A 21,335-nucleotide genomic window follows, 5' to 3' on the forward strand; every position below is an offset into this window, starting at 1 on the left:
ACTTCCGCTCAACAGTAAAATCATTGGTGTTTATTGGCATAACAGAATCAATTTAATAATTATGATTCTGTTACCGAATTATATAACATCTACAATCCTGAATTCATTTCAGGATCTCCTCTAGTCTTAGCATCTCCCTAAGATATTGATGAATTTTATCACAGAATATATTTCGTTACGAGCCACCATTGATGCACCTTGCAAGGTGCTACAGCACAATCTCAAACAAACTTAAACTGATTCCTTCATAGTGTTTCGGCAGTCCATCGGTTTTTCCCATGCTTACTACCCCAACATAATCAAAACCACAACTTGTATAATATTCGAGCAATTTTCCATTATCTGCCCAGGTGTCCATCCTGATAAATTTAATGTTGTTTTTTGCTGCGTAATCTTTAGCCCATTTGATAATTTCCTTTACAAAAGAATAACCTCTAAATTCGGGATGGGTTACAATCCGATGGATATAAATCGCATCCTGATCCCGCTGTCCCCAAATTAATTGGTCGTTAAATGTAACGGCAAATACACAGGCTACCACACCATCTACAAGAATTTTATATTGGCGGTGTTCATCAATTTCAGTTTGCACCATTTCTCTGCTAAAGCCCTACCAGTGTTTGTTAAACACTTTCTTTTGATATGCAATAGCCATATCGTAAAATCCGAAAATGGCATCAATATCTTTTGGTTGACTATTTCTTACTTGTAATTGCATATGGTAAAAGTAAGGGCATTTTCTGACCACAGATAAAGAGGACTGTCATTTCGACAGTAGTGGAGAAATCTTTAAAATGTCCAATAAACATAGTTTAAAGATTTCTCCATTTCGCTGTGCTCCAGTCGAAATGACGATGGAGCAAAAACAAAAACAGGGCTACTTTCGCTATGGAATTCAGCCCTATTTTAAATAATATTGGTTTTTAGGGATATTAGCCCTACGCTTTCCACCTTTAAACCTTCAACCCTACTTATTTCTGTCTGAAATAAATCTGAATCGGTGCACCGGAAAAATCAAAGTTTTCCCTTAATTTATTCTCGATGAAACGTTTATACGGATCTTTAATATATTGTGGCAAATTGCAGAAAAAGGCAAACATCGGTGAAGTAGCGTTAATCTGTGTAATGTATTTAATCTTAATGTGTTTTCCTTTTAATGCCGGTGGTGGGAATTTCTCAATCAGCGGCAACATTACATCATTTAATTTAGATGTAGGAATTTTCTTACTGCGATTTTTATAAACCTCTAAAGCTGCTTCTATTGCTTTAAAGATCCTTTGCTTATTTAATACGGAGGTAAAAATGATCGGCACATCCGTAAATGGACGGATCCGCTCATAAATCTGCTCTTCGAAAGCTTTCATAGTCTGCGTATTTTTCTCGATCAGATCCCATTTATTGATTAGAATTACGATACCTTTTTTGTTCTTTTCGGCCAGATGGAAAATATTAATATCCTGACTTTCAATCCCCTCAACGGCATCAATCATTAACACCACCACATCCGCTTCTTCTAAAGCTTTAATGGTACGCATTACTGAATAAAACTCAAGATTTTCTTTAACCTTTGTTTTTTTACGTAATCCTGCCGTATCAATCAGCATAAACTCATGACCGAATTGATTATAGTGGATTTTAATTGAATCACGTGTTGTACCGGCATTTGCAGTAACGATATTACGCTCTTTACCAATTAAGGCGTTAACCAGAGAAGATTTTCCCACATTCGGACGACCGGCAATGGTAATCTTAGGTAACTGATTTTCTTCTTCCGGAATATCTTCGAAGTTTTTAACAATCTCATCCAACAACTCTCCTGTTCCAGAGCCGGTCATTGATGACAACGGGTATACTTCGCCTAATCCGAAACCATAAAAAGTATGTATTTCGTTATATAAAGCGGTGTTATCTACTTTATTTGCGCAAACAAAAACGGGTTTATTACTTCTGCGCAATACCTGAGCGATATCATCATCTAAATCGGTAATACCTGTAGTTACATCCACCATAAAAACCAACACACTGGCTTCTTCGATAGCAATCATCACCTGCTCGCGGATAGCTGCTTCATAAACATCTTCTGAATTGGCTACATAACCACCCGTATCAATTACGGTAAATTGTCTATCTGTCCATTCACCAACGCCATAGTGCCTGTCGCGGGTTACCCCGCTCATATCGTCTACAATGGCTTTACGGCTTTCTGTTAATCTATTAAAAAGTGTGCTTTTGCCTACGTTTGGCCTGCCTACGATGGCTATAATGTTACTCATGGGTGTTCTTTTGATAGTTAATGGCTTATAGTTAATGGTCGTGATGTTTGGGCAAGCTGCTCAAACGATTTGGCTATCAGCCATTGACTATCAACTACTAACCGATTTATTTCGGGCTGCAAAGGTACGGTTATTTTTCCGTAACCTCTATTAATATTAATTTTTAAACTGTTCTAGAAAGCGAAATTAATTATCATAACCGAAGCTTTTTAAATAATTCTTTTTACTTCTCCAGTCGGGAATTACTTTTACAAACATTTCCAGAAAAACCTTGCTGTCTAAAAATTTCTCAATTTCTAAACGTGCTTCGGTCCCTACCTTTTTCAACATGCTTCCGCCGGCACCAATTAAAATATTTTTTTGTGAATCTCTTTCGACTACAATTTCTGCAGTAATCCTGACCATGGAACCTTTACCGTTTTTCATTTCCTCTTCTTTAAAACTCTTTACAATAACTTCGGTACTGTAAGGGATTTCTTTCTGATAGTTGAGGAAGATTTTTTCGCGGATCATCTCCGAAACGAAGAAACGTTCTGAACGATCGGTTAAATCTTCTTTGTCGTAATATGGCGGATGTTCCGGCAACATTTCGAGCACACGATCCAATAACCCGTCTACATTGTGCTTATGTAAAGCCGAAATGGCATAAATAGCAACGGGATTTAACTTCTCCTGCCAGTAGGCAATCTTCTCATCAACCTGCTCCTGTAATGCTTTATCAATTTTATTGATGAGTACGATAGTTGGGATATTACGGTTCAGGATTTTTTCAAGAACGTCGTCTTCATCGTATTCTTCGTTAATATCAGTTACAAATAAAAGTACGTCAGCATCAGTTAAAGATCCATTAACAAAGCTCATCATACTCTCTTGCAAGCTATACTTTGGCTTAATTATACCTGGTGTATCAGAGAAAACGATCTGATATTCTTCTTCATTTACGATACCTAAAATACGGTGTCTTGTGGTTTGTGCCTTAGGAGTAATAATGCTAAGTCGCTCGCCCACAAGCACATTCATGAGGGTAGATTTACCTACATTTGGTTTACCTATTATACTAACAAAACCTGCTTTATGCGCCATTAAAATATTTTTTAAAAAAAATTTGCAGTACAAAGAAACGAATTATATCTTTGCATTCCAATTCGGAAACAGAGTTAAGGATTTAATTCACGAAAAACGAGTTGTATATAGAGTGCGGGGTGGAGCAGTTGGTAGCTCGTCGGGCTCATAACCCGAAGGTCGCACGTTCGAGTCGTGTCCCCGCTACCAATTCAGTTGGTAGTTCTCAATTGGCGGTTAACTGCAAATTGAAAACTGGAAATTAAAATACTGAAAATGGCCCGTTCGTCTAGGGGTGAGGACGCCAGATTTTCATTCTGGAAACAGGGGTTCGATTCCCCTACGGGCTACAAAAATCAATGTCAAATGATGTCAAAACCCTGCAAATCAAACATTTGCAGGGTTTTTTATTGATATCAAAAACCTAAAATACACATCAAATCGCAATAAAAAAGTGTGTATTTCGGTGCGTATCAAAAATGGAAATACTACGCACCGAATTCCAATAACAAACTGTACACTAACATGTTTAGTCGCTAAACATCTTGATATCGGCTGGCTGCCGTCTTACTTTTGTTTCACTCTAAGTAAGTAATTATGAAAGGTAATTTCCATCTGCTTTATTATCTAAGAAAGCAAAAAGTCTACAAAGGAGGCCCTAGGGCCATTTATATGCGCATCACCGTAGATGGTAAACGGGCAGAAATGTCCATTGGTCGTGAATGTGAATCCAACAAATGGAATAGTTCTGCAGGACGTGCTATTTGCACAAAGGAAGATGTCAGAACACTCAATAGCTATCTGGATAGCTTGCAAAGCAAGATGAGAATAGCTCATCAGGCTTTACTCAACACAGGGCAACAAATTACAGCAGCGACTTTACAAGGACAGTTTAAAGGCAAATCTCAAAAAAGCAGATATCTAATGAAATTATTTGCAGAACATAATTCGAGGATAAAGGAATTAGTTGGGAATGGCTTTGAAGCCAATACACTAAAAGGTTACATTACATCTGAAAGACACTTAACAGATTTTCTTCGAAAACAATACTCTCAAGATGATATTCAGATCAGTGAACTTAATTATGCCTTCATTAGTAATTTTGAACATTATTTACGGGCAGATTGTAAGTGTAGCGATGTTTATGCCGCAAAATATATTAAACACCTTAAAAAGATCGTGAATTACTGTACGGAGAATGGATAGCTAAAACAGGCCCCCTTTCTCGCCTATAAATCCACAGCCAAAGCCAAAGAACGCACCTATCTAACCCAAGAGGAGGTAGATAAGATTATAGCTAAAAAATTTACTATAGGTAGGTTGCAACAGGTTAGGGATATTTTTATCTTCTGTTGCTTTACTGGATTATCTTATGCAGATGTTAAAAAATTAAGACGATCTGAAATCGCTTTAGGGATAGATGGGGGGAAGTGGATATTTACCAAAAGACAAAAAACTGATACATCATCCCATATACCAATTTTACCCAATGCCCTTGATATATTAAGTCGTTATAAGGACAATCCTGAATGCGAAAATAGGGATTTGGTATTGCCAGTATTAAGCAACCAGAAAATGAATGCTTACCTAAAAGAGATAGCGGATGTTTGTAGCATAGATAAACATTTGACATTCCACTTGGCCAGGCATACATTTGCAACAACAATTACGCTTTCGAATGGGGTTCCAATCGAGACAGTAAGCAAAATACTTGGACATACTGCTTTAAAAACTACTCAGCACTATGCAAAGGTTCTTGATATCAAGATCAGCCAGGATATGGGTAAGCTTAAACAGCAGTTCAGTCTCAGCTAAAACACATAATTTAAGTCTATTATAAATCTCTTGGTCGGAGATGGGACAGGACGAAACAACAATCGTTAGCCAGCTTAAAAACAACAACTTAAAAATAACGGAGAGGCGTCAAATCATCAGCCCTTATCTGTTACTATATTATTTTAAGATAGCAATCGACGATAGTATTTGTGTAAAAATCATATTTAGATTTCGAGTACTAGCAATAAAAATGCATAAGTAGTCAAATCTTAATGTGTAAAAGGTTCGATAGGATCTGGAGTAGGTTATAGATGTCATTTAGCTTTAATGGCCTTTTGATTGATGAAGTCGATGAAATTCTCTTTATCGATTGCTGGCCTTAATAAATATGCTGCTGATCGTAATTCTCTACTGATTCTATGTTTGGCGTTAAAGCTATAATGGGCAATTCAACAAAAATGGTCTTCGCCAACTTTTGTCGAATTGCCCACTTTTGAACTGTAGACATATTGATATCCATCATACTCGCTTACTAATCCTTATTTGATAATCCCTGTTCCGGTAGGCAATGGTTTTATGCTGTAGTCAAAAACCACGGGAGCTGCTAGAATTATCTTTGTAAATGCAACGGGAGGATTTGTTTGTTGTTTTCCCGCCATATCTTGATCATAATCATCATTGCGATTTAGATCTTGTAAAGTATTGATTGCTGCTTGTGTCGAAATCAGATACTCGTTCTTCTTATCTCTTCCAACTGTAAAAATCATTATTGGAATCACCAGGGTCGCGCTATTATCCTCATTAGACAGATGCGAGTAATCAAGCTCATATAATTTTTTATACGTTGGAAAAAGCTTGTAGGCAAGACTATCACTCGCCACAATCTTAACGGCTATCGCTTTCCCGTTTGTTTTTTTTACGATATGCAACTTGAAATTGAAAACGTAGATAGCTGAGCTATCTTTCAAAAAAGATTTTGGACTGCTTTTGAAAAAAACAGAATATATTTTTTTCTGTATTGATGCGTCCTGGTTTTGTTTATTAGTTTTTTGCTGTGCAAATGATGGCAAAGCTATTGTGTTAACCAGAATAATAAAAATCAGGTTTAACTTTTTGGATTTTTTTTTCATCATTGTATTGTTAAGGGCATTTAGTTCCCGTGTAGCCTGTTTTTCTTGTATCTCTTTCTTGATCGTTAATAGCTCTATTTGCAGGAGAAAGCTGTACTACTCCTGCCTGGGCCAGAGCATATGCCCTGGTAATATCAAAATTTGGGTTAAATGCCCTTATTACATCCCGCAAGCCGTTTAGGTAATTATTGGCTGCCATCTCGAAATGACCATCAACTTCTGGGAACAATGTCCTTCCTCCATTAACGGATATCGTTCCGAATCGATTTGTAAATTCTGTTGGCGATAATTGATGTTTCATTTTATTGAAATAAGCGTGCAAAGCCTCATGGTATAAAGTCACGAGAATATATTCCTTTGTTGCGTACTTCAATACATCTGGGTTCAGTTCAACAGTCTCTTCATCTGTTATACCTGGGACATATCCTGTTGGAGCAGTCGTTCTTCCGTCAGTTGTTGTACCTGCTAGAGTCTGGTTAACTTTGAAAGTCACATTAATATTATCGTTGGCCGAAAAAGTATTCTTGACTAAGTTTGCTATTTCAGTACGCAAAGTTGGAAATTTCCTTAGTAAATCCTGAGCGCACGGATATCCTCTTAGACTATCTATGATTGTTTTCTGTTCGCAGTTTATAATACCTGTATTTCCTCCAATACATCCACAATCACTATTATAAGCCGTTCCATCTAATACGCCTGTGCAGTCGTAATAAGGTGGAGGTGGAGAGTCCCCGCCGCCACTATCTCCAACACCGCCATCTCCTCCTCCTTCGTTGTCTTCTGATGAGTCACCCGTACAGTCGTTAAATTGATGGTCAGTGCCGATCAGTCTTCTTACGCATTCCATATCGGTGTGACCATCCCCCATTGAACAAATTGTTTGATAACGCTCAATCTCTTCAATAGGGCAACCAACCGTCTGCGCGAGTTTCTGAGGGTTCAAGCTCATCTGACTCATCAATTTTGCACTCAAAGCTTTGATCTTATTTGCAACTTTGCCATCAGCATAAGTCCAACCATTTATAAACTCTCCATTGAGTGAATAATAGCGAACCGATCCAGTAAAGTTCGGTAGCTTTTTATAATGCATATTTCTAAAATCCTGATTAATTTTACTAGCTATCAGCGACATATAGAAAAACGCTGATTTCCCAGTTTCTCTGTTCTTTCGGATCAGAAGCTTGATATTATTAGACTTCTCATATTGAGCCGCCTTTTCAGGAGTGGTTTTTTGATCAGTTAAAAAAAAGTGATTAGGGTTCCTTAAATCAACCTCATAAAAAACATTGCTATCGTATTCCGATGTATATGAGGAATTCCAAATAGGTTGTAATTGGCTGAAGTCGTTCTTGTTGACGCTTTTTGTTCTTTTAACATAATCGCTAATTAAATTTTCTGTCTCTTGGTTTTGTTTGTCACTTTCTTTTTTACAAGAATTATTGCCAACGAGCAGTAAAATAAGTAAGATAAAAACTGTACCGTACAGTTTCAACAGATAATAAGTTTTTTTCATTGTTAATTTAGATTTATTATATGAGCGAAGAAACGAATATACAACGGCAAGATTATTAATTAAAACAGCCACTTCAAAATTTACGTGAAGATGAGCTATTGATGTCTGATTGTAATTATAGGACTATTTTTTGTGATACTTTTACACAAATCATATGATTACATAATATCTTCCCCCTTTTTGCAAGATCAATTAAAATTCAGTTTAAGCAAAAATAATTCGCTAAAAATCAAGCAGATAATTTAAATATTTCGAAAATATTGGCGAAGCCTTTTGAAAACTGAAAATAATATATACCTTTGCACTCCTTCAAAGGAAGAATCTTTTGAAGATATAGAGTGCGGGGTGGAGCAGTTGGTAGCTCGTCGGGCTCATAACCCGAAGGTCGCACGTTCGAGTCGTGTCCCCGCTACCAATTCAGTTAGTAGTTCTCAGTTGGCGGTTAACTGCAAATTGAAAACTGGAAATTAAAATACTGAAAATGGCCCGTTCGTCTAGGGGTGAGGACGCCAGATTTTCATTCTGGAAACAGGGGTTCGATTCCCCTACGGGCTACAGATTCACATCGATGATTTAAAACCTGCAATTCAAACATTTGCAGGTTTTTTTGTTGACATCAAAATTTGTATTAAAGCTTAATGAAAAAGTTGGTAATTCAGCGCCTATCGTTACAGAAAATCTTTTGTGCAAGCATATACGCCGCACTTTAGAAGATTTTTTTATTAAGGGAGATAGTATATAAAAAGTACCCTCACGTCAGTCATTGCATTGTTCCATTCTTTATTTGTTACATGTAAGCTTCATTAACTATCTTAGGGTATCGATGCCAAAACCGTATTAGTGATCAAATCACAGATATCCTGCTTAAACTGGTCAACCAAAATTTCCGACAGACCTGCCTGTTCAAGCAATTCCATTTTCAGTTCGTCTTTTTGTCCCGCTACCAGATCAGCAAAATCAGATTTGCTTATCGATCCTGAAGTTAGTTCGTTTATCCAGCTTTTAAGATCAGTCTGCATTTCATTAACCATCTTATACCCATCAGACGTTGCCGCAACAGCATATTCCCTAAGCTTCTTTTCTGCTATGCCTGCAATGCCTTGCTTCAGTATTTGCCAAATATTGCTAAAATCGATAATCATTATTTTAATTTTTAACGTTTAATCTTTCTAATTTCCAAATCGGCAATCTGATCGAACGAAAAGGCTATCTGTTTCTTTTTATCAGTGATATAGGCCGGACTACACCTCCCATCGTTCTGCCACTTTACCAAGAAACCTCCGAGCAAATTCGCTTCTGGATCGTTTAGTAAGGCATACATTTTATTGGTTATGTCGTTATTCAGCCGGTGTTTATTGTATTCTACAGTCTTATTAAGATCTGATTGTAAAGCTTTTACTTCTGCAGCGTGACTAGCGTAATCACTTGTGGCTTCATCCATCAAACTTAAGGCATCTACCTTGAGAGATGTAATTTGCCTATAAGCAAACCGGTCGAAATTTGAGATTAGTGGACTGCAAGCTGTGCCGATTAAAATACTTGCCAGCAAATAATAAGCTATTTTTTTCATACCTGTTATTAAATATTGGTAATAAGCGCAAATGCATTTAATGCTGTTTTGTCTCCGTTAAAAAGATCCTGATCAACCTGCCCGGCCACACCTGTTACCACCCCGGCGCCCGAATATTGCCAAAAAGTATATTCTTGCCATGAGCCAAATAACCCCGGAGGTTTAGACTGATAGGAAGGCACCCACAATGGGTAATTGGGAAAAGTGACACCATTAAAGTATTCTGACCAGAATGATTTTGCGGTATAGATCATCGGGGTGCGACCGGTTGCGACTGAAAGTTGGTTAAGGCAATCTTGAATCAACTGAACACAGGCATCTTTATTTTGCAAAATGTACTGGTTCATTGCCTGGCTCTGTGCATCATTTGAACCTACCTGCCACTCAATATCCAACACTGGTGGTAAGGTACCGGGGGCTGTGAAATCAATCCCACACGACAAAAAGTTCTGCATCTGCACTGCAGCCGAATCCTGAAAAGTTAAAAAATGGTAAGCGCCAAATATCAGTTTCTGTTGCCTGATGGTAGCCATGTTGTGAGCTAGCGTTTGGTCTTTAAAGCCTGCGCCCTGACTGGCTTTGCAATAAACAAACTGAATATGGGATGATAACTGGCTCCAGTTGATATTACTGTTAAAATGGCTGATATCCATGCCCTGCGGCACCAGATTATCCAGTACAGTCCATGTGGCGGGTCCCGCAATGCCATCGGCACTTAACTGATGATCCGTTTGAAATTGGATAACTGCTGCCCGCGTACCCGGACCAAAGTTGCCATCAATGGCCAATGAATAATTAAGAAAAGAGAGCGCTCTTTGCAGCATTAAAACCTCGCTGCCTGTAGAACCGATTGAAAGTGTTTGCATATTTTAAGATTAAGTTTGATGAATATTCTAGCGGTAATTTGTATAATAATTATCCGTAAAAGCTATTGTTTCCGATATTTGTATTCGTTGGCAGAGCTTGTTTAGTTGTGGGCACCTGATACGGAGGAGTTATAATGGATTCGGCGACCGGCCTGACATCAGGCGCGCTGGATTTCCGTGCAGCCTCAGGATCATTTTCTTTTGACCGGATAGCCACAAATGTGGCACTACTGATGCCCATTAGTGTCAATAAAGTATCGCTCAATTCGGGTAAAATGCATCCTGTTTTAATTTCCCCTATTTTATAAAGGTAAATGGCCACCCCCACCAAGGTCCATACTACATGCTGAAAACGATGAATACTGATCCCAGCATCATCTGATAATATATCCGTTAAAAAGCCTCTTGACGGAGTATTCTGGTGCCTCGGTCGCTGATCTTTTAATTCCCGTTTATCTATTATTTTTGAGGTGACTGCCGTACCGGAAAAAATCCCCAAAAGCACCAGTGCCGTTTTATTAATATCCGTTTCTGCACAATCTCCTTTAAATAGTGATAGGTAAATATAGGATGATGATATCACCATTGTCCAAACACCCAGCTGTACTTTGGACAGGCTGAAAGGATATTCTTGGCTTAATGTCTTACCGAGTTTAATTTCCAGCTGTTTATGGTTATTTTGGAATTCCTCATTGTTAGTAATTTCTTCCCGTAAGAGCGACGTCCACGCCGCTAAACAAAAAAATATGATTAGGGTAACCACAATAAAGCTACCCGAAATCAGCATCGGGTAAACCATAACATTTAGCGGGGAACAAATCGGGGTCATAAGGGCTGAGGGTTAAATCTATAAAAAAGTGAATGGGTCAATCAGCTTGTTTTCCTCTTAATCAACTCTTTAATTCAGTAAGTTAAATATTAATTTGGTTATTACATGGAGCTTAAGGAACCAGGATTAAAAGGATTCCAAGCCCATTCTGCTCACAATAACCTACTTGTCCGGCATTATCAACTGAATATTGCTTCATTTGTGCTTTTGCCGCCACACCATAAGCTATACCTACTACATATTTGGTTAATTTCACCGGGCTTCCCTGAACCGAATAATACCCTATTTTAGTAACATCTTTTAAGATACGGCTCAGAAAAGGCTTGGCTTTGAAAGCGCTTTCCACTTTCATTTCAATAGCGTAATACTCCTGATTGTGACCAATACCTATGTCAAGACGTGACTTGCTTAATGGCGAAGGGTAAGGTAGTTCACGCGCACCACTGTATCCCTGGTTTGCTTCTCTAAGTGCTAGAATCAATTCAGTCTGAAGCCAAATTTCCCAACCCGCCCCTGTACTGCTCGCATTAACGATTTGCGGCGCTTTCAATTTAAAAAAATTTAATAATTTATCTGCTGTCATAAGTTTACATTTTAAGCTTATAGTTAATCATTCGATTTCCATCGGATTTGACGCTGATGAACCAAGCAACGACGACCCGGATGTAAGGTCTATGGGATTTGATAGAGACGAACCAGGCAAAGGCGACCCAAAAAGACCAGACGAATTAGACGACACAGGCAAGCCAAACGGTGCAGTTGAAGAAGCAGAATTTGCCCAATCTGACTTAACCGAGGTGTAAAAAAGCTGCGCCCAAATTTCCACCTCGCGATTTGTTGTTATGTAAATACTCTCTAATTTAGTGTAATTTTTCAAATAGTTTTGAGCTTCAGGCGCAAAGTTTAATGCCACAACGGTTGTTTGACAATACCTATTCTCGTCATTTATATTATTCTGATTTAGTTTTTCCTGATCTTCATTTACACCTTTAACTAAAGAATAGATTGCCGGGTAGAGTGGTTGGTTCGAGATATTTAATGGATCAACCTGTTGGGGATCTCCTATAGAATTAACAAGCGGTCCCGCGGAGAGACATTTTAATTCTACTGCAATTCGGTATCTCGGATTTGCAGTATTACCATTAATCAACCAATCAACTGCAGGCTGTTTTGAACTTCTATTTCCCTTCGAATTTAACCTCATTTTGAAAATTTCCGCTTCCCGCAGGATATCCACATCTGGATAGTTTGAGTGCATATATGCTGCGAAATCAATTTGAACCCAAGCCTCCCAACTACCTCTCAGGGGCCAACACTGTTTGATGTAATCGCTTCTTTCTTCACACCATTTCTTCAAATATTCTATAAAAGTATTATAATCTATTTCCATAACTTTCCAAATTAATTTCCGACGTTTTGCTGCGCTGGATTGTTTATAATACTTTCGGCATTTTGTACACTTTGCTGGGCAGCCAGCATAGCCGCATCAACATTTGTATTTACCGTATTCATTGCTTGCTGAATAGGGTTAATTAACGGTGGTGCCACCGGTGTAACAGCTGCTGCGGCTTGAGGCTGTGCCTGGTCATTAACCATTTGCAAACTACTTGCGGCAAGTGCCTGGAAGCTACTATCAACCTGCGATTGCATCGCCTGTATAGCCTGTTGTTGAATGGTGGCAATCTGCGATTTAAGATCGCTGATTTGTTGCTGCATGACCTGATGAGGTGACATTGATGGTGCCGCAGCCGGCTGATTATCGGGCACAACTGATGTAGTCCCTGTATTAGGAGAATCGCTTTGCATAACATTGTTTTTTAAAAGTGATTGGAATGAGGACAGCACCAACCATGGGCGCCGCCCCCTTTAACCATTCCGTTCCTTTTTGGATCCGGTGTAAGTACGGCCTAAGAGCCGAAGATTTGTTTCGTACCTACGGCATCAGATGCGGTATCGATTGAATACAGCATGGTCACACCCATAGTAGTAGCTGCCTGCGCGGTAATGTTACTTTGCTGTTGACTGCTGGTTGCATTGTGTGCTGCATTAGCCAATGCTTGTGCAGTAGCCTGGTACAAGTTGCCCATTGCAATTGCAGGAGCATCGCCCAATACTTTGGTGTTTGCCTGGGTTACTGAATCGGTGATCTGGTCGTTTACTGAAGTTGGAAAAGCCATGATAAGTTGGTTTTAAAGATTAATAGATAATTTTTGTTTGATTAAAATCCCTTCACTTTGCCGGGAGTATAGATTTGTTTGGTACCCACGGCATCAGATGCGGTATCTATCGAATACAAAGTAGTTACGCCCATAGTGGTTGCCGCCTGCGCCGTAATATTACTTTGCTGCTGACTGGTGGTTGCATTATGTGCTGCATTGGCCAAAGCTTGCGAAGTAGCCTGGAAAAAATTTCCCATTGCGATAGCTGCTGCATCGCCCAATACTTTGGTGTTAGCCTGAGTCACCGAATCGGTGATCTGACTGTTTACTGCGGTTGGAAAAGCCATTTTTATTTAGTTTGAGTTGAACATAGGTTTATTGATAAATCATATGTGTGCCTACGGCGTCTGACGAAGTATCAATGGAGTACAGGGTTGTTACTGCCGAGGTGGTAGAGGCCTGCGAAGTCACATTGGTTTGCTGTTGCGTATGGGTTGCGTTGTGAGCCGCATTGGATAAGGCCTGAGAGGTAGCCATAAAAAGGTTACCCATTGCCATCGCTGGCGCATCGCCCAGTACCTTGGTGTTTACTTCAGATACTGAATCGGTAATTTGACTGTTTACTGCTGTTGGAAAAGCCATAACGGTTTAGATTTAGGATTAATAATTAATTATTGATAAATTTTATGGGTACCTACTGCATCTGATGCGGTATCTATCGAATACAGGGTGGTAATGCCCGATGTGGTAGCGGCCTGGGCCGTAATGTTGCTTTGTTGCTGACTGGTGGTTGCATTATGTGCCGCATTAGCCAGTGCCTGGGAGGTAGCCATAAAAAGGTTACCCATTGCCATTGCCGGCGAATCACCCAATACCTTGGTGTTAACCTGTGATACCGAGTCGGTGATCTGGTCGTTTACTGCTGTTGGAAAAGCCATAACCGTTTAAGATTTAGAGTTAAGATTTAATTATTGATAAATTTTACGGGTACCCACCGCATCTGATGAGGTATCTATCGAATACAAGGTGGTAATACCTGATGTTGTGGCAGCCTGAGCCGTAATGTTGGTTTGCTGTTGCGAATAGGTAGCATTGTGTGCCGCATTTGCCAGTGCCTGTGAGGTAGCCATAAACAGGTTGCCCATTGCCATCGCCGGCGAATCACCCAATACTTTGGTATTTACCTGTGATACAGAGTCGGTGATCTGGTCGTTTACTGAAGTTGGAAAAGCCATTGTTGTTTTAATTTAAGTTGTGAATTAATAGTGAATTAGTTGTTAAGCGAATATTTTGGAAGTTCCCACCGCATCAGATGCTGTATCTATAGAATACAGCGTGGTTACCCCCATTGTGGTTGCCGCCTGCGCCGTAATGTTAGTTTGCTGCTGACTGGTGGTTGCATTATGGGCTGCGTTAGACAAGGCTTGTGCGGTTGCCTGAAAAAGATTAGCCATCGCGCTTGCCGGCGCAACGCCCAATACCTGTGTGTTTGCCTGAGTCACCGAATCGGTGATCTGGCTGTTTACTGCTGTTGGAAAAGCCATAGTTGTTGTTTTTTAGAGTTTATAATGATTAAATTTTAATAGAATATATAAGTGCCACTCCCTGGGCGGTTACCGCCTGCCCTAAAATATTGGCCTGCTGCTGCGCTATTGTAGCATTATGAGCTGCATTAGCCAATGCCTGGGCCGTTGCCTGATATAGATTGCCTATAGCGATAGACGGCGCATTTCCAATAACTTCAAGACTTGATTCGGTAATTGAATCGGTAACCTGACTATTTACTGTTTCTGCCATTTTAGGATTAGCTTTAAATATTAATTACTGGTGCCATTATTAGCAGCGGACGTACCGCTTCCGGTAGCGGCAGTTGCAGGATCGGCTCCTGTTGTTGAAGAAGCCGAAGTTGTGGTTCCTCCTGTTGCTGGGCTGGGAGCAACAGGAGTTGGCCCCGGTGGCGGTGTAGGCGCAGGAGGTTTCGCTCCCATTACCGAAAGTATACGCGCACAGGTAGAGGTAGTGGTTGCCGAATTAAGCATCTGCGCATTGTGCTGCGCCGTAACAGCATTGTGCATAGCCATACCTATGGTTTCGGCCATTACATTGTTCAGCATTGCTACCGATTGCGAGTCAGCGTTACCCTTAAGCAGTTGCTGTACATCGGTTACAGAAGAGAGGATATAATCGTTTGCCATAATTTCCTATTTAATTTAAGTGAGTAATCTTGGTATCTGGAAGCAGGTATACGGTACCATTTCGATCCACGCCAACATTTGCCATGCCCTGAGCGGATTGAAATTTAACCGAAGCCGTGGCCCCATCCTGCGACAATGCATTGCTGGTTGCCGTTGTAAAGCTGATGAGGTTTTTTACTGCGGCAAGGTAATTTTGGATGGCTGTATTTAAGCCGCCGCCTGCCTGTTCGTTGAGCGTGATATTCTGAATAAGGTTAAGCATGGCAGCACTGGCGGTAGTATAACCAATAAAATGACTTGCCCTGGCCAGTTCGGGAATAGCTTGGACCAGGTTTCCACCGTCGGCCAGCATGTCTATTGATGGAGTAAACAAATAAGGCTGTACCACTGCTTCAAACTGCGCATACAGGGCCTGGATTTCGCTGCTTTGCGTTTGCGGTATAAGGTTTTCGCCCGGCAGCTGTTGTAGTGCATACTGATAGAAAAGCGAAAGGTTAACAAAATCGGATACAGTAGCCGCGGTTGTAGCTGCAAAGGCTGCCGACTGTGTCTGCAATTCGGGATTAACTTCGCTTTGTTTCATCACAAAATCAGTTAACGTTAGCATTTCATTAAAAGAAAGTGCCTGAAAAAGATCCGGCCGTTGTTGAACAAGCAGAAAAATCATATCCGCACTTTTTGCCATATCTCCATAGCTGAGCAGCTCGTTTTGGTGCAGCAATAAGTCCAGGTTGGCCTCATTGTCATTCACAGTTAACCGAATAGCAGCCAGCTGTGCAATATCGGCTTCGGATAAAGACAGTATTTTGTCGATATCTGCCCTGAACGTATTGAACCGGATATAGCTTTCGCCCGTCAAACCATTTTGTATCAGTTTAAGCAACTGGTTTTCGCTTTCGGCATTGATGCCATTAACCGTGGTATCGGTGATGCCAAAGCTTAACCATTTCTGCCCTCCATTAATCATAGAAAGCACCGCCTGTGCCTTTGTGCTGAGCCCACCAATAGAAGTAAGTTGTTTTCCGTTTAGATTAATCATTGCGCTTGATTTTGTTTAAAGACTTTATTTCGATGGAAATCCACTGAGTACTGTTGCGGCGTTTTGACCCACCACCAGAAAGTTGGCCGCTGCGCTGGTCGCTAAGGCCTGGGCGGCAGTTACAATAGGTGTATATTGTTCCGCATCTGCCGGCACTGCAAGCATTTGCGCCATGGCAACACCAATCGCGGTAGAACTGATGGTATTTACGTTTCTGAGATTATCAACTGCATCCTGTACGGCGAGTGCTGTTGATTGAGCGACAGATTGAAAGGCTTTCATCGTCCCTTCGTCTTGCATAATCTGTGGGGTAATGCTACTGTCTGATGTGGTTAAACTTGTATAAGGCATAATAAATTATTTAATTGTGTATCCGTTAACTAGTTCATTTTTATATGAAATGATGCTTTATTAGCAGAGATTATGTACTACTTTGACTCTCCAGTATTTTTTTGCAGCAAACAGACAAGCATGCATTGGCTATTAGTTGTCCGCTACGCTGATTGGTGCTCGCATTGTGCATGGCTATCCCCATTGATACTGCCATACTTTGAAATATAATCTGTAATGAATCCATGTCGTATTGTTTGATATAAAATTACTAACTAAAAATACATAAGACTTGTAAAAAACTGTCAATCATTTTACAATTTTTCTAGCAGTTTATTCTTTAGCCATGATACTGGCATTTCAGCATTTTTTTTCATTTTAAACGTCGAAGGAAATGTTCCAAAAACAGTTTTAAAGCAACGGCAAAAATGTGAATGATCAAAAAAACCGGTAGCCACCGCAACCTCCGTAATAGTATCGGCATTGCCGAGCAGCTCAGAGGCATATTGCAATCTCAAGTCCCGTATAAACCTTGCAGAAGTGACAGGATATAATTCTTTCAATTTACGGTTTAACGTGGATGGGGTCGTGTTCAACAGTTTGGCAAGCTTTGGTATTGATTCTGTATGATTATCGCACTCAGATAAAGAAAAGCTCAAAAGCTTTTTTAACCATTGATGCTGCGTGGCATGATTTAATAAAATTTTAGCTTCAGGCATATCAATAGGTATTTTCCAACGGATTATTAAATCATGATCAGCATTTTGGGTTTCCCGATATTTAGACGGACTGATTTTAAATGCACTCGTGAAAGAGCGACAGAAGCTGGCCTGAGCTCTGAAACCTGTAAGCCGAGCAATGTTTTTTACCGGCTCATTACTACTTAGCAATAAATAACAAGCCTTGTACAGGCGGTGATGAAGTATAAGTTTAGCAGGTGTATTTCCGGTAAGTTCGAATACCCTACGGGTTAATTGAGATGCAGTCATCTTCAATAACGCAGCCAGTTTAACTACACAAAAATTTACATCGCCATAATTTGATTCCATATGGGCCATCATTAAATCAATAAAATGGTGCTTCTTCCGTACCATTATCGTAATTGTTGGCGATATCGGGGATGATAGTTTTGAGGGTGGCGTACGATGTAGATTCATGAGTGCTGCTAATGAAATTAATTAACTGATATTCTGTATATCAAAGGAAGGTTATTGTTAAACTCGTTTAAAGAGCGTAAACAGGTGTTTTTGTAAATGAGGGTTTAATCTTCACCGCCAAGGGTAAATCCCTATAGCCGTTTTAGAATTATCAATGTAATATTTATGAGACAATCAATTGATTAATTATTACTCAATGTATTTACCCATAAATAAAGACACTTATGAAATAGTAAATTTGTATTTTCGATGATTATTGGAGGGGGTATAATTCAATATAACAGAGGGTTCTGCCATACTCATAAAACAATTAATTATATAAAAAATTAATTTTCATTTACCTGTTTTTATTATTCTACATGATAAACAATCAAGATAACTCGTCCAATCCTGGGGGCTTAGCAGATTTTAATGTTGTTTCTGAACTCCAATTTATAGAATACACACTTGAATGGAGCAAACAGATTTCGGGTATTGAAATGCCGTGGAAAGTTTTTGCGGATAAAGACAGCAGTATTGAACAGATGTTGGCTCAGGTTTACTTTAACGACGCAACCATACAAAGTTTGCTATCATGTGTTGGGGTTAAGCACATCCATGCAAGATTTGCAATCGTTCACGACTATTATCCTTACAAGATCAAGCTGCCTACTTTTACCATCATACTATATGCTACCGATCAACTGGGCCAAAGATGTTCGGCTTACCATATTGGTAGACCACAATATCATGATACCATTACGGTGGTAAGCAGCAAGTCCTTGCCAGAGATAGGGAACTTTATTTCGGGCCGCCTTGCCAAAGAATGGATAAGTGAGTGGAAAACGGTATGCAATGCCAGTCCAAAATCACCTGAATTATTAAGTAAGCTTTTTCTGACAAACTATGGATACCTCGTCGGATACAACTATGTCGTCTCAGACTTTATGTATTCGTTATTTCCGCCAGGAACGCAAAAAGAGTGTTATGATGTAGTTATATTGCCGGTTATTCATAAACATGTTGCTGATCACCTCAATGCACAACCTACATTGAAACGTACTTTCGGACTGGTTTTGGCTGGCGTACCGCTTAATGCAAAGGGTATAACAGGAGATGAGGAAGTAAACTCTTTTTACGATCTCTCTCTTCCAACCCCACCTTCTAACAGTACATATTGAGATCCGGACAATCAATATTCCGGCCAGGATATATAAAGCGACTGCCAGGATAAAATTTTGAATTAAGATCCAATCTTGCATTTATGAATAGTGCTTTTCAAACGTTTTTAATCTATTCGTCTGTTGTGGTAATCGTACCATTTTTGGTCGCTGTTATACGATTTAAAAAAATGGACCAGGCATGGCGATCGCTGGCCTTATTAATCTTTTTTGATTTCTTGGTAGAAGCTATTGGCCATATTTTGTACTTTCTGAAAATCAGCAATCATTTTTTGTGGCCAATTTTTATACTCATCGAATTTACATTACTGGCAAGGATTTATAAATCTGAGTTTAAAAAAATGGCAGTTAGCCGTTTCATACCTATTGTAACGTTATTGTTTATCGCTTATGTAATTGCCGACTGGCTGATGGCGCCTAATGATGATCTGAGTGCCCTTCCTCACTTTACAGAAGGGGTGCTGATACTGTTACTTGTATTGTGTTATTATTATAAAAACCTAAGCTCGTTTATAGAAACACAATTGGAACGTCAACCTATGTTTTGGTTATCGACAGGTCTGTTTATTTATTTCTCAGCCAACTCGGTGATCTTCATTTTTAGTAACTACATTCAAATGTTATCGCTTAATTTCTTTAATCTCATCTGGTTTACCCATTCTATATTTAATATACTTTTATACATTTTTTACACTTTAACAGTATGCTTAATCCCAAAGAAACTGAATTACAACATCTGATATTCGGAAGTATTCTGGTTATGCTACTGCTAGCTGTTGCGACCATTTCATTTTTTGTTATATACCATAGAAGGCTGCTTAAAGAGCAGGGGCGTTTACAAAAAGTGAAGGATAAGCACCAAAGACAATTACTTGGTTTCAGCATTAGCATTCAGGAAAAAGAAAGGGTAAGGATAGGACAGGATATGCATGATGAAATAGGATCCTCTCTTTCAGCTATTAAAATGCTCGTTAATCGGCTTCCGAACACGGATGTTGAAAGCCACCAATTGATTTCGAACATTAAAAATGGATTGAGCAACACCATAAGTGATGTAAGAATGATTGCGAATAACCTGTTCCCATCTGTACTGGCAAAATTCGGATTGGCGGATGCATTACATCACCAGGTAAAGGTATTATCTGCGAGCAATACCTTAGCGATTGACATGGTATTAGATACAAAATTTGAACTTAATTTTGAATACGAGCTGGCCATATACCGCATTATGCAGGAATTAATCAACAATGTCATCAATCATGCAAATGCAAAAAATCTTTTAATCATGTTGAATCAAACACCTGAACGCATATTGGCTACAGTTAAAGATGATGGCTGTGGTTTTGATGCGGCAATAATGGAAGATCCGATACAGATGGGCATAGGTATTAAGAGTATTAAAACCCGGGTAGCAGCCATGCAGGCTACTTTGAAAATAACATCTGGAAAAGATACGGGTACATTAATTGAAATACATATTCCTTTAAATGATGAAAAAGATCAAAGATAGGCTAACCCATCAACCCTTAAACCAAATTAAAATAGGTATAGTGGACGATCACAAACTGTTCAGACGGGGACTAATGGAAATTCTTGGACAGGTGAAACACTTCGAACTTATTTTCGAAGTAGAAAGCTATTCGCAATTGTTAGAAGAAATGGAATTGCAGGTGCCTGATGTTATCCTGATGGACATTGAAATGCCCGGAACAGATGGAATAGATGGCTGCAAACATATGATGGAAAAATTCCCGGAAGCAAAAATAATTGCCTTATCTATGCACACCGCAGATAATTTCATTTTTTATATGATGAAAGCCGGTGCGCGTAGCTATTTGCCCAAAGATATTGATGAACAAACCTTATACAAAGCCATTGAAACCGTATATAATAGCGGATTCTATTTTACAGATGCTGTTACCGCAGCCATGCTAAATGGTGTTAAAAATAATTATGGCAGGAGGTCAACTTTAAAGTATGGTGAAAGCCCGCTCAGCAAAAGAGAACTTGAGGTATTAACCCTTATTTGCAATGGCTTAACCACGGCAGAAATTGCACAGAAATTATTCATCAGTATAAAAACCGTGGAGGGCCACCGTAAAAATTTATTGGAAAAATCAGGTATGTCCAATTCAGTGAGCCTGGCCGTATATGCAGTTAAAAATGGAATTCTCGATGAACGATAATAAACAACAAATCCTCATCTTTTTAATTTTTCTGCCAAACGTTGCAAAATTTAAAAATTATGGAATTTTCCCCTTCTCCCGCAAACACCA

At 39.4% G+C, this 21,335-nt stretch carries 29 protein-coding genes, 4 tRNA genes and 1 pseudogene; 10 read left to right on the forward strand and 24 right to left on the reverse strand.

Annotated features, from left to right (window positions below; all coding sequences use genetic code 11):
- Window positions 1–208: 208 nt before the first annotated feature.
- From BLR60_RS19310 to era, 3 genes are all read right to left on the reverse strand, one after another.
- Window positions 209–595: a GNAT family N-acetyltransferase gene (locus BLR60_RS19310; protein ID WP_090502842.1), complete on the reverse strand. Its 387-nt coding sequence runs from the start codon at window positions 593–595 to the stop codon at window positions 209–211.
- Between the two features lie 376 nt (window positions 596–971).
- The gene (gene der, locus BLR60_RS19315; protein ID WP_090502844.1) at window positions 972–2,273 is read right to left on the reverse strand and encodes a ribosome biogenesis GTPase Der; all 1,302 of its coding nucleotides are present in this window, start codon (window positions 2,271–2,273) and stop codon (window positions 972–974) included.
- A 186-nt stretch (window positions 2,274–2,459) separates the two neighbouring features.
- Entirely contained in the window at window positions 2,460–3,356 is an 897-nt protein-coding gene (gene era, locus BLR60_RS19320; RefSeq protein ID WP_090502846.1) for a GTPase Era, read from the reverse strand.
- A gap of 113 nt (window positions 3,357–3,469) precedes the next feature.
- Here era and BLR60_RS19325 point away from each other — a divergent pair.
- The 4 genes and pseudogenes from BLR60_RS19325 to BLR60_RS25235 form a co-directional block, all read left to right on the forward strand.
- A tRNA-Met gene (locus BLR60_RS19325) sits at window positions 3,470–3,545 on the forward strand.
- A gap of 68 nt (window positions 3,546–3,613) precedes the next feature.
- A tRNA-Glu gene (locus tag BLR60_RS19330) sits at window positions 3,614–3,685 on the forward strand.
- A 247-nt stretch (window positions 3,686–3,932) separates the two neighbouring features.
- Window positions 3,933–4,541 (forward strand): phage integrase SAM-like domain and Arm DNA-binding domain-containing protein, encoded by a 609-nt coding sequence (locus BLR60_RS25230; RefSeq protein WP_244155704.1) that lies wholly within the window; start codon window positions 3,933–3,935, stop codon window positions 4,539–4,541.
- Window positions 4,542–4,610: 69 nt separating this feature from the next.
- Window positions 4,611–5,150: pseudogene (locus tag BLR60_RS25235) on the forward strand (site-specific integrase); the annotation flags it as partial.
- A gap of 500 nt (window positions 5,151–5,650) precedes the next feature.
- On the opposite strand, the gene BLR60_RS19345 reads toward BLR60_RS25235, so the two are convergent.
- The gene (locus BLR60_RS19345; RefSeq protein WP_143009116.1) at window positions 5,651–6,244 is read right to left on the reverse strand and encodes a hypothetical protein; all 594 of its coding nucleotides are present in this window, start codon (window positions 6,242–6,244) and stop codon (window positions 5,651–5,653) included.
- Between the two features lie 7 nt (window positions 6,245–6,251).
- Window positions 6,252–7,754, reverse strand: coding sequence for a hypothetical protein (locus tag BLR60_RS19350; RefSeq protein WP_090502852.1), 1,503 nt, complete (start codon window positions 7,752–7,754; stop codon window positions 6,252–6,254).
- Window positions 7,755–8,093: 339 nt separating this feature from the next.
- Here BLR60_RS19350 and BLR60_RS19355 point away from each other — a divergent pair.
- A tRNA-Met gene (locus tag BLR60_RS19355) sits at window positions 8,094–8,169 on the forward strand.
- 68 nt (window positions 8,170–8,237) lie between these two features.
- A tRNA-Glu gene (locus BLR60_RS19360) sits at window positions 8,238–8,309 on the forward strand.
- A gap of 257 nt (window positions 8,310–8,566) precedes the next feature.
- On the opposite strand, the gene BLR60_RS19365 is transcribed toward BLR60_RS19360, so the two are convergent.
- The 19 genes from BLR60_RS19365 to BLR60_RS19455 form a co-directional block, all read right to left on the reverse strand.
- Window positions 8,567–8,896: a hypothetical protein gene (locus tag BLR60_RS19365; protein WP_090502854.1), complete on the reverse strand. Its 330-nt coding sequence runs from the start codon at window positions 8,894–8,896 to the stop codon at window positions 8,567–8,569.
- 11 nt (window positions 8,897–8,907) lie between these two features.
- Window positions 8,908–9,324, reverse strand: a complete 417-nt coding sequence (locus BLR60_RS19370; RefSeq protein ID WP_090502857.1) for a hypothetical protein — start codon at window positions 9,322–9,324, stop codon at window positions 8,908–8,910.
- Between the two features lie 8 nt (window positions 9,325–9,332).
- Window positions 9,333–10,190, reverse strand: a complete 858-nt coding sequence (locus tag BLR60_RS19375) for a GH25 family lysozyme (RefSeq protein ID WP_090502859.1) — start codon at window positions 10,188–10,190, stop codon at window positions 9,333–9,335.
- A 49-nt stretch (window positions 10,191–10,239) separates the two neighbouring features.
- Window positions 10,240–11,019, reverse strand: a complete 780-nt coding sequence (locus tag BLR60_RS19380; protein ID WP_143009117.1) for a hypothetical protein — start codon at window positions 11,017–11,019, stop codon at window positions 10,240–10,242.
- A gap of 112 nt (window positions 11,020–11,131) precedes the next feature.
- Entirely contained in the window at window positions 11,132–11,602 is a 471-nt protein-coding gene (locus BLR60_RS19385; protein ID WP_090502863.1) for a hypothetical protein, read from the reverse strand.
- 27 nt (window positions 11,603–11,629) lie between these two features.
- On the reverse strand, window positions 11,630–12,409 hold the full coding sequence (locus tag BLR60_RS19390; RefSeq protein ID WP_090502865.1) for a hypothetical protein: 780 nt from the start codon (window positions 12,407–12,409) through the stop codon (window positions 11,630–11,632).
- An 11-nt stretch (window positions 12,410–12,420) separates the two neighbouring features.
- A complete protein-coding gene (locus tag BLR60_RS19395) occupies window positions 12,421–12,825 on the reverse strand; it encodes a hypothetical protein (RefSeq protein WP_090502867.1) in 405 nt (134 codons plus the stop codon).
- 101 nt (window positions 12,826–12,926) lie between these two features.
- The gene (locus tag BLR60_RS19400; protein WP_029287502.1) at window positions 12,927–13,196 is read right to left on the reverse strand and encodes a RebB family R body protein; all 270 of its coding nucleotides are present in this window, start codon (window positions 13,194–13,196) and stop codon (window positions 12,927–12,929) included.
- A gap of 41 nt (window positions 13,197–13,237) precedes the next feature.
- Complete coding sequence (locus tag BLR60_RS19405; RefSeq protein ID WP_090502869.1) at window positions 13,238–13,525, reverse strand: RebB family R body protein; 288 nt, start codon at window positions 13,523–13,525, stop codon at window positions 13,238–13,240.
- Between the two features lie 28 nt (window positions 13,526–13,553).
- On the reverse strand, window positions 13,554–13,820 hold the full coding sequence (locus BLR60_RS19410) for a RebB family R body protein (protein ID WP_090502871.1): 267 nt from the start codon (window positions 13,818–13,820) through the stop codon (window positions 13,554–13,556).
- 29 nt (window positions 13,821–13,849) lie between these two features.
- On the reverse strand, window positions 13,850–14,116 hold the full coding sequence (locus tag BLR60_RS19415; RefSeq protein ID WP_090502873.1) for a RebB family R body protein: 267 nt from the start codon (window positions 14,114–14,116) through the stop codon (window positions 13,850–13,852).
- A gap of 30 nt (window positions 14,117–14,146) precedes the next feature.
- Entirely contained in the window at window positions 14,147–14,413 is a 267-nt protein-coding gene (locus BLR60_RS19420) for a RebB family R body protein (protein WP_090502875.1), read from the reverse strand.
- A gap of 42 nt (window positions 14,414–14,455) precedes the next feature.
- On the reverse strand, window positions 14,456–14,722 hold the full coding sequence (locus tag BLR60_RS19425; protein ID WP_090502877.1) for a RebB family R body protein: 267 nt from the start codon (window positions 14,720–14,722) through the stop codon (window positions 14,456–14,458).
- Between the two features lie 28 nt (window positions 14,723–14,750).
- Window positions 14,751–14,975 carry a RebB family R body protein gene (locus BLR60_RS19430; protein WP_090502879.1) on the reverse strand — a complete coding sequence of 75 codons (225 nt, stop codon included), beginning with the start codon at window positions 14,973–14,975 and terminating at the stop codon, window positions 14,751–14,753.
- Between the two features lie 20 nt (window positions 14,976–14,995).
- The gene (locus tag BLR60_RS19435) at window positions 14,996–15,373 is read right to left on the reverse strand and encodes a RebB family R body protein (RefSeq protein WP_090502881.1); all 378 of its coding nucleotides are present in this window, start codon (window positions 15,371–15,373) and stop codon (window positions 14,996–14,998) included.
- Between the two features lie 10 nt (window positions 15,374–15,383).
- Complete coding sequence (locus tag BLR60_RS19440) at window positions 15,384–16,412, reverse strand: hypothetical protein (protein WP_090502883.1); 1,029 nt, start codon at window positions 16,410–16,412, stop codon at window positions 15,384–15,386.
- Window positions 16,413–16,436: 24 nt separating this feature from the next.
- The gene (locus BLR60_RS19445; RefSeq protein WP_090502885.1) at window positions 16,437–16,763 is read right to left on the reverse strand and encodes a hypothetical protein; all 327 of its coding nucleotides are present in this window, start codon (window positions 16,761–16,763) and stop codon (window positions 16,437–16,439) included.
- A gap of 70 nt (window positions 16,764–16,833) precedes the next feature.
- Window positions 16,834–16,989: a RebB family R body protein gene (locus tag BLR60_RS25485; RefSeq protein ID WP_090502886.1), complete on the reverse strand. Its 156-nt coding sequence runs from the start codon at window positions 16,987–16,989 to the stop codon at window positions 16,834–16,836.
- Window positions 16,990–17,056: 67 nt separating this feature from the next.
- On the reverse strand, window positions 17,057–17,791 hold the full coding sequence (locus tag BLR60_RS19455; RefSeq protein WP_167354789.1) for a helix-turn-helix domain-containing protein: 735 nt from the start codon (window positions 17,789–17,791) through the stop codon (window positions 17,057–17,059).
- A gap of 467 nt (window positions 17,792–18,258) precedes the next feature.
- Between BLR60_RS19455 and BLR60_RS19460 the strand changes: the two genes are divergently transcribed.
- From BLR60_RS19460 to BLR60_RS19475, 4 genes are all read left to right on the forward strand, one after another.
- The gene (locus BLR60_RS19460) at window positions 18,259–19,059 is read left to right on the forward strand and encodes a hypothetical protein (RefSeq protein WP_090502890.1); all 801 of its coding nucleotides are present in this window, start codon (window positions 18,259–18,261) and stop codon (window positions 19,057–19,059) included.
- 83 nt (window positions 19,060–19,142) lie between these two features.
- Window positions 19,143–19,799: a hypothetical protein gene (locus tag BLR60_RS19465; RefSeq protein WP_090502892.1), complete on the forward strand. Its 657-nt coding sequence runs from the start codon at window positions 19,143–19,145 to the stop codon at window positions 19,797–19,799.
- The gene (locus BLR60_RS19470; protein WP_090502894.1) at window positions 19,763–20,569 is read left to right on the forward strand and encodes a sensor histidine kinase; all 807 of its coding nucleotides are present in this window, start codon (window positions 19,763–19,765) and stop codon (window positions 20,567–20,569) included. The genes BLR60_RS19465 and BLR60_RS19470 overlap by 37 nt, the downstream gene beginning before the upstream one ends.
- Window positions 20,547–21,245 (forward strand): response regulator transcription factor, encoded by a 699-nt coding sequence (locus BLR60_RS19475; RefSeq protein WP_090502897.1) that lies wholly within the window; start codon window positions 20,547–20,549, stop codon window positions 21,243–21,245. Before BLR60_RS19470 ends, BLR60_RS19475 begins: the two co-directional genes overlap by 23 nt.
- Window positions 21,246–21,335 lie beyond the last annotated feature (90 nt).

The organism is Pedobacter terrae (assembly GCF_900100705.1).
GTDB classification, from domain to species: domain Bacteria; phylum Bacteroidota; class Bacteroidia; order Sphingobacteriales; family Sphingobacteriaceae; genus Pedobacter; species Pedobacter terrae.

What these genes read in the sequence shown, in the direction of transcription:
- BLR60_RS19310 (WP_090502842.1), bottom strand. Translation starts at nt 595, where the DNA reads ATGGTGCAAACTGAAATTGATGAACACCGCCAATATAAAATTCTTGTA.
- der (WP_090502844.1), bottom strand. Translation starts at nt 2,273, where the DNA reads ATGAGTAACATTATAGCCATCGTAGGCAGGCCAAACGTAGGCAAAAGC.
- era (WP_090502846.1), bottom strand. Translation starts at nt 3,356, where the DNA reads ATGGCGCATAAAGCAGGTTTTGTTAGTATAATAGGTAAACCAAATGTA.
- BLR60_RS25230 (WP_244155704.1), top strand. Translation starts at nt 3,933, where the DNA reads ATGAAAGGTAATTTCCATCTGCTTTATTATCTAAGAAAGCAAAAAGTC.
- BLR60_RS19345 (WP_143009116.1), bottom strand. Translation starts at nt 6,244, where the DNA reads ATGATGAAAAAAAAATCCAAAAAGTTAAACCTGATTTTTATTATTCTG.
- BLR60_RS19350 (WP_090502852.1), bottom strand. Translation starts at nt 7,754, where the DNA reads ATGAAAAAAACTTATTATCTGTTGAAACTGTACGGTACAGTTTTTATC.
- BLR60_RS19365 (WP_090502854.1), bottom strand. Translation starts at nt 8,896, where the DNA reads ATGATTATCGATTTTAGCAATATTTGGCAAATACTGAAGCAAGGCATT.
- BLR60_RS19370 (WP_090502857.1), bottom strand. Translation starts at nt 9,324, where the DNA reads ATGAAAAAAATAGCTTATTATTTGCTGGCAAGTATTTTAATCGGCACA.
- BLR60_RS19375 (WP_090502859.1), bottom strand. Translation starts at nt 10,190, where the DNA reads ATGCAAACACTTTCAATCGGTTCTACAGGCAGCGAGGTTTTAATGCTG.
- BLR60_RS19380 (WP_143009117.1), bottom strand. Translation starts at nt 11,019, where the DNA reads ATGACCCCGATTTGTTCCCCGCTAAATGTTATGGTTTACCCGATGCTG.
- BLR60_RS19385 (WP_090502863.1), bottom strand. Translation starts at nt 11,602, where the DNA reads ATGACAGCAGATAAATTATTAAATTTTTTTAAATTGAAAGCGCCGCAA.
- BLR60_RS19390 (WP_090502865.1), bottom strand. Translation starts at nt 12,409, where the DNA reads ATGGAAATAGATTATAATACTTTTATAGAATATTTGAAGAAATGGTGT.
- BLR60_RS19395 (WP_090502867.1), bottom strand. Translation starts at nt 12,825, where the DNA reads ATGCAAAGCGATTCTCCTAATACAGGGACTACATCAGTTGTGCCCGAT.
- BLR60_RS19400 (WP_029287502.1), bottom strand. Translation starts at nt 13,196, where the DNA reads ATGGCTTTTCCAACTTCAGTAAACGACCAGATCACCGATTCAGTAACC.
- BLR60_RS19405 (WP_090502869.1), bottom strand. Translation starts at nt 13,525, where the DNA reads ATGGCTTTTCCAACCGCAGTAAACAGTCAGATCACCGATTCGGTGACT.
- BLR60_RS19410 (WP_090502871.1), bottom strand. Translation starts at nt 13,820, where the DNA reads ATGGCTTTTCCAACAGCAGTAAACAGTCAAATTACCGATTCAGTATCT.
- BLR60_RS19415 (WP_090502873.1), bottom strand. Translation starts at nt 14,116, where the DNA reads ATGGCTTTTCCAACAGCAGTAAACGACCAGATCACCGACTCGGTATCA.
- BLR60_RS19420 (WP_090502875.1), bottom strand. Translation starts at nt 14,413, where the DNA reads ATGGCTTTTCCAACTTCAGTAAACGACCAGATCACCGACTCTGTATCA.
- BLR60_RS19425 (WP_090502877.1), bottom strand. Translation starts at nt 14,722, where the DNA reads ATGGCTTTTCCAACAGCAGTAAACAGCCAGATCACCGATTCGGTGACT.
- BLR60_RS19430 (WP_090502879.1), bottom strand. Translation starts at nt 14,975, where the DNA reads ATGGCAGAAACAGTAAATAGTCAGGTTACCGATTCAATTACCGAATCA.
- BLR60_RS19435 (WP_090502881.1), bottom strand. Translation starts at nt 15,373, where the DNA reads ATGGCAAACGATTATATCCTCTCTTCTGTAACCGATGTACAGCAACTG.
- BLR60_RS19440 (WP_090502883.1), bottom strand. Translation starts at nt 16,412, where the DNA reads ATGATTAATCTAAACGGAAAACAACTTACTTCTATTGGTGGGCTCAGC.
- BLR60_RS19445 (WP_090502885.1), bottom strand. Translation starts at nt 16,763, where the DNA reads ATGCCTTATACAAGTTTAACCACATCAGACAGTAGCATTACCCCACAG.
- BLR60_RS25485 (WP_090502886.1), bottom strand. Translation starts at nt 16,989, where the DNA reads ATGGATTCATTACAGATTATATTTCAAAGTATGGCAGTATCAATGGGG.
- BLR60_RS19455 (WP_167354789.1), bottom strand. Translation starts at nt 17,791, where the DNA reads ATGGAATCAAATTATGGCGATGTAAATTTTTGTGTAGTTAAACTGGCT.
- BLR60_RS19460 (WP_090502890.1), top strand. Translation starts at nt 18,259, where the DNA reads ATGATAAACAATCAAGATAACTCGTCCAATCCTGGGGGCTTAGCAGAT.
- BLR60_RS19465 (WP_090502892.1), top strand. Translation starts at nt 19,143, where the DNA reads ATGAATAGTGCTTTTCAAACGTTTTTAATCTATTCGTCTGTTGTGGTA.
- BLR60_RS19470 (WP_090502894.1), top strand. Translation starts at nt 19,763, where the DNA reads ATGCTTAATCCCAAAGAAACTGAATTACAACATCTGATATTCGGAAGT.
- BLR60_RS19475 (WP_090502897.1), top strand. Translation starts at nt 20,547, where the DNA reads ATGATGAAAAAGATCAAAGATAGGCTAACCCATCAACCCTTAAACCAA.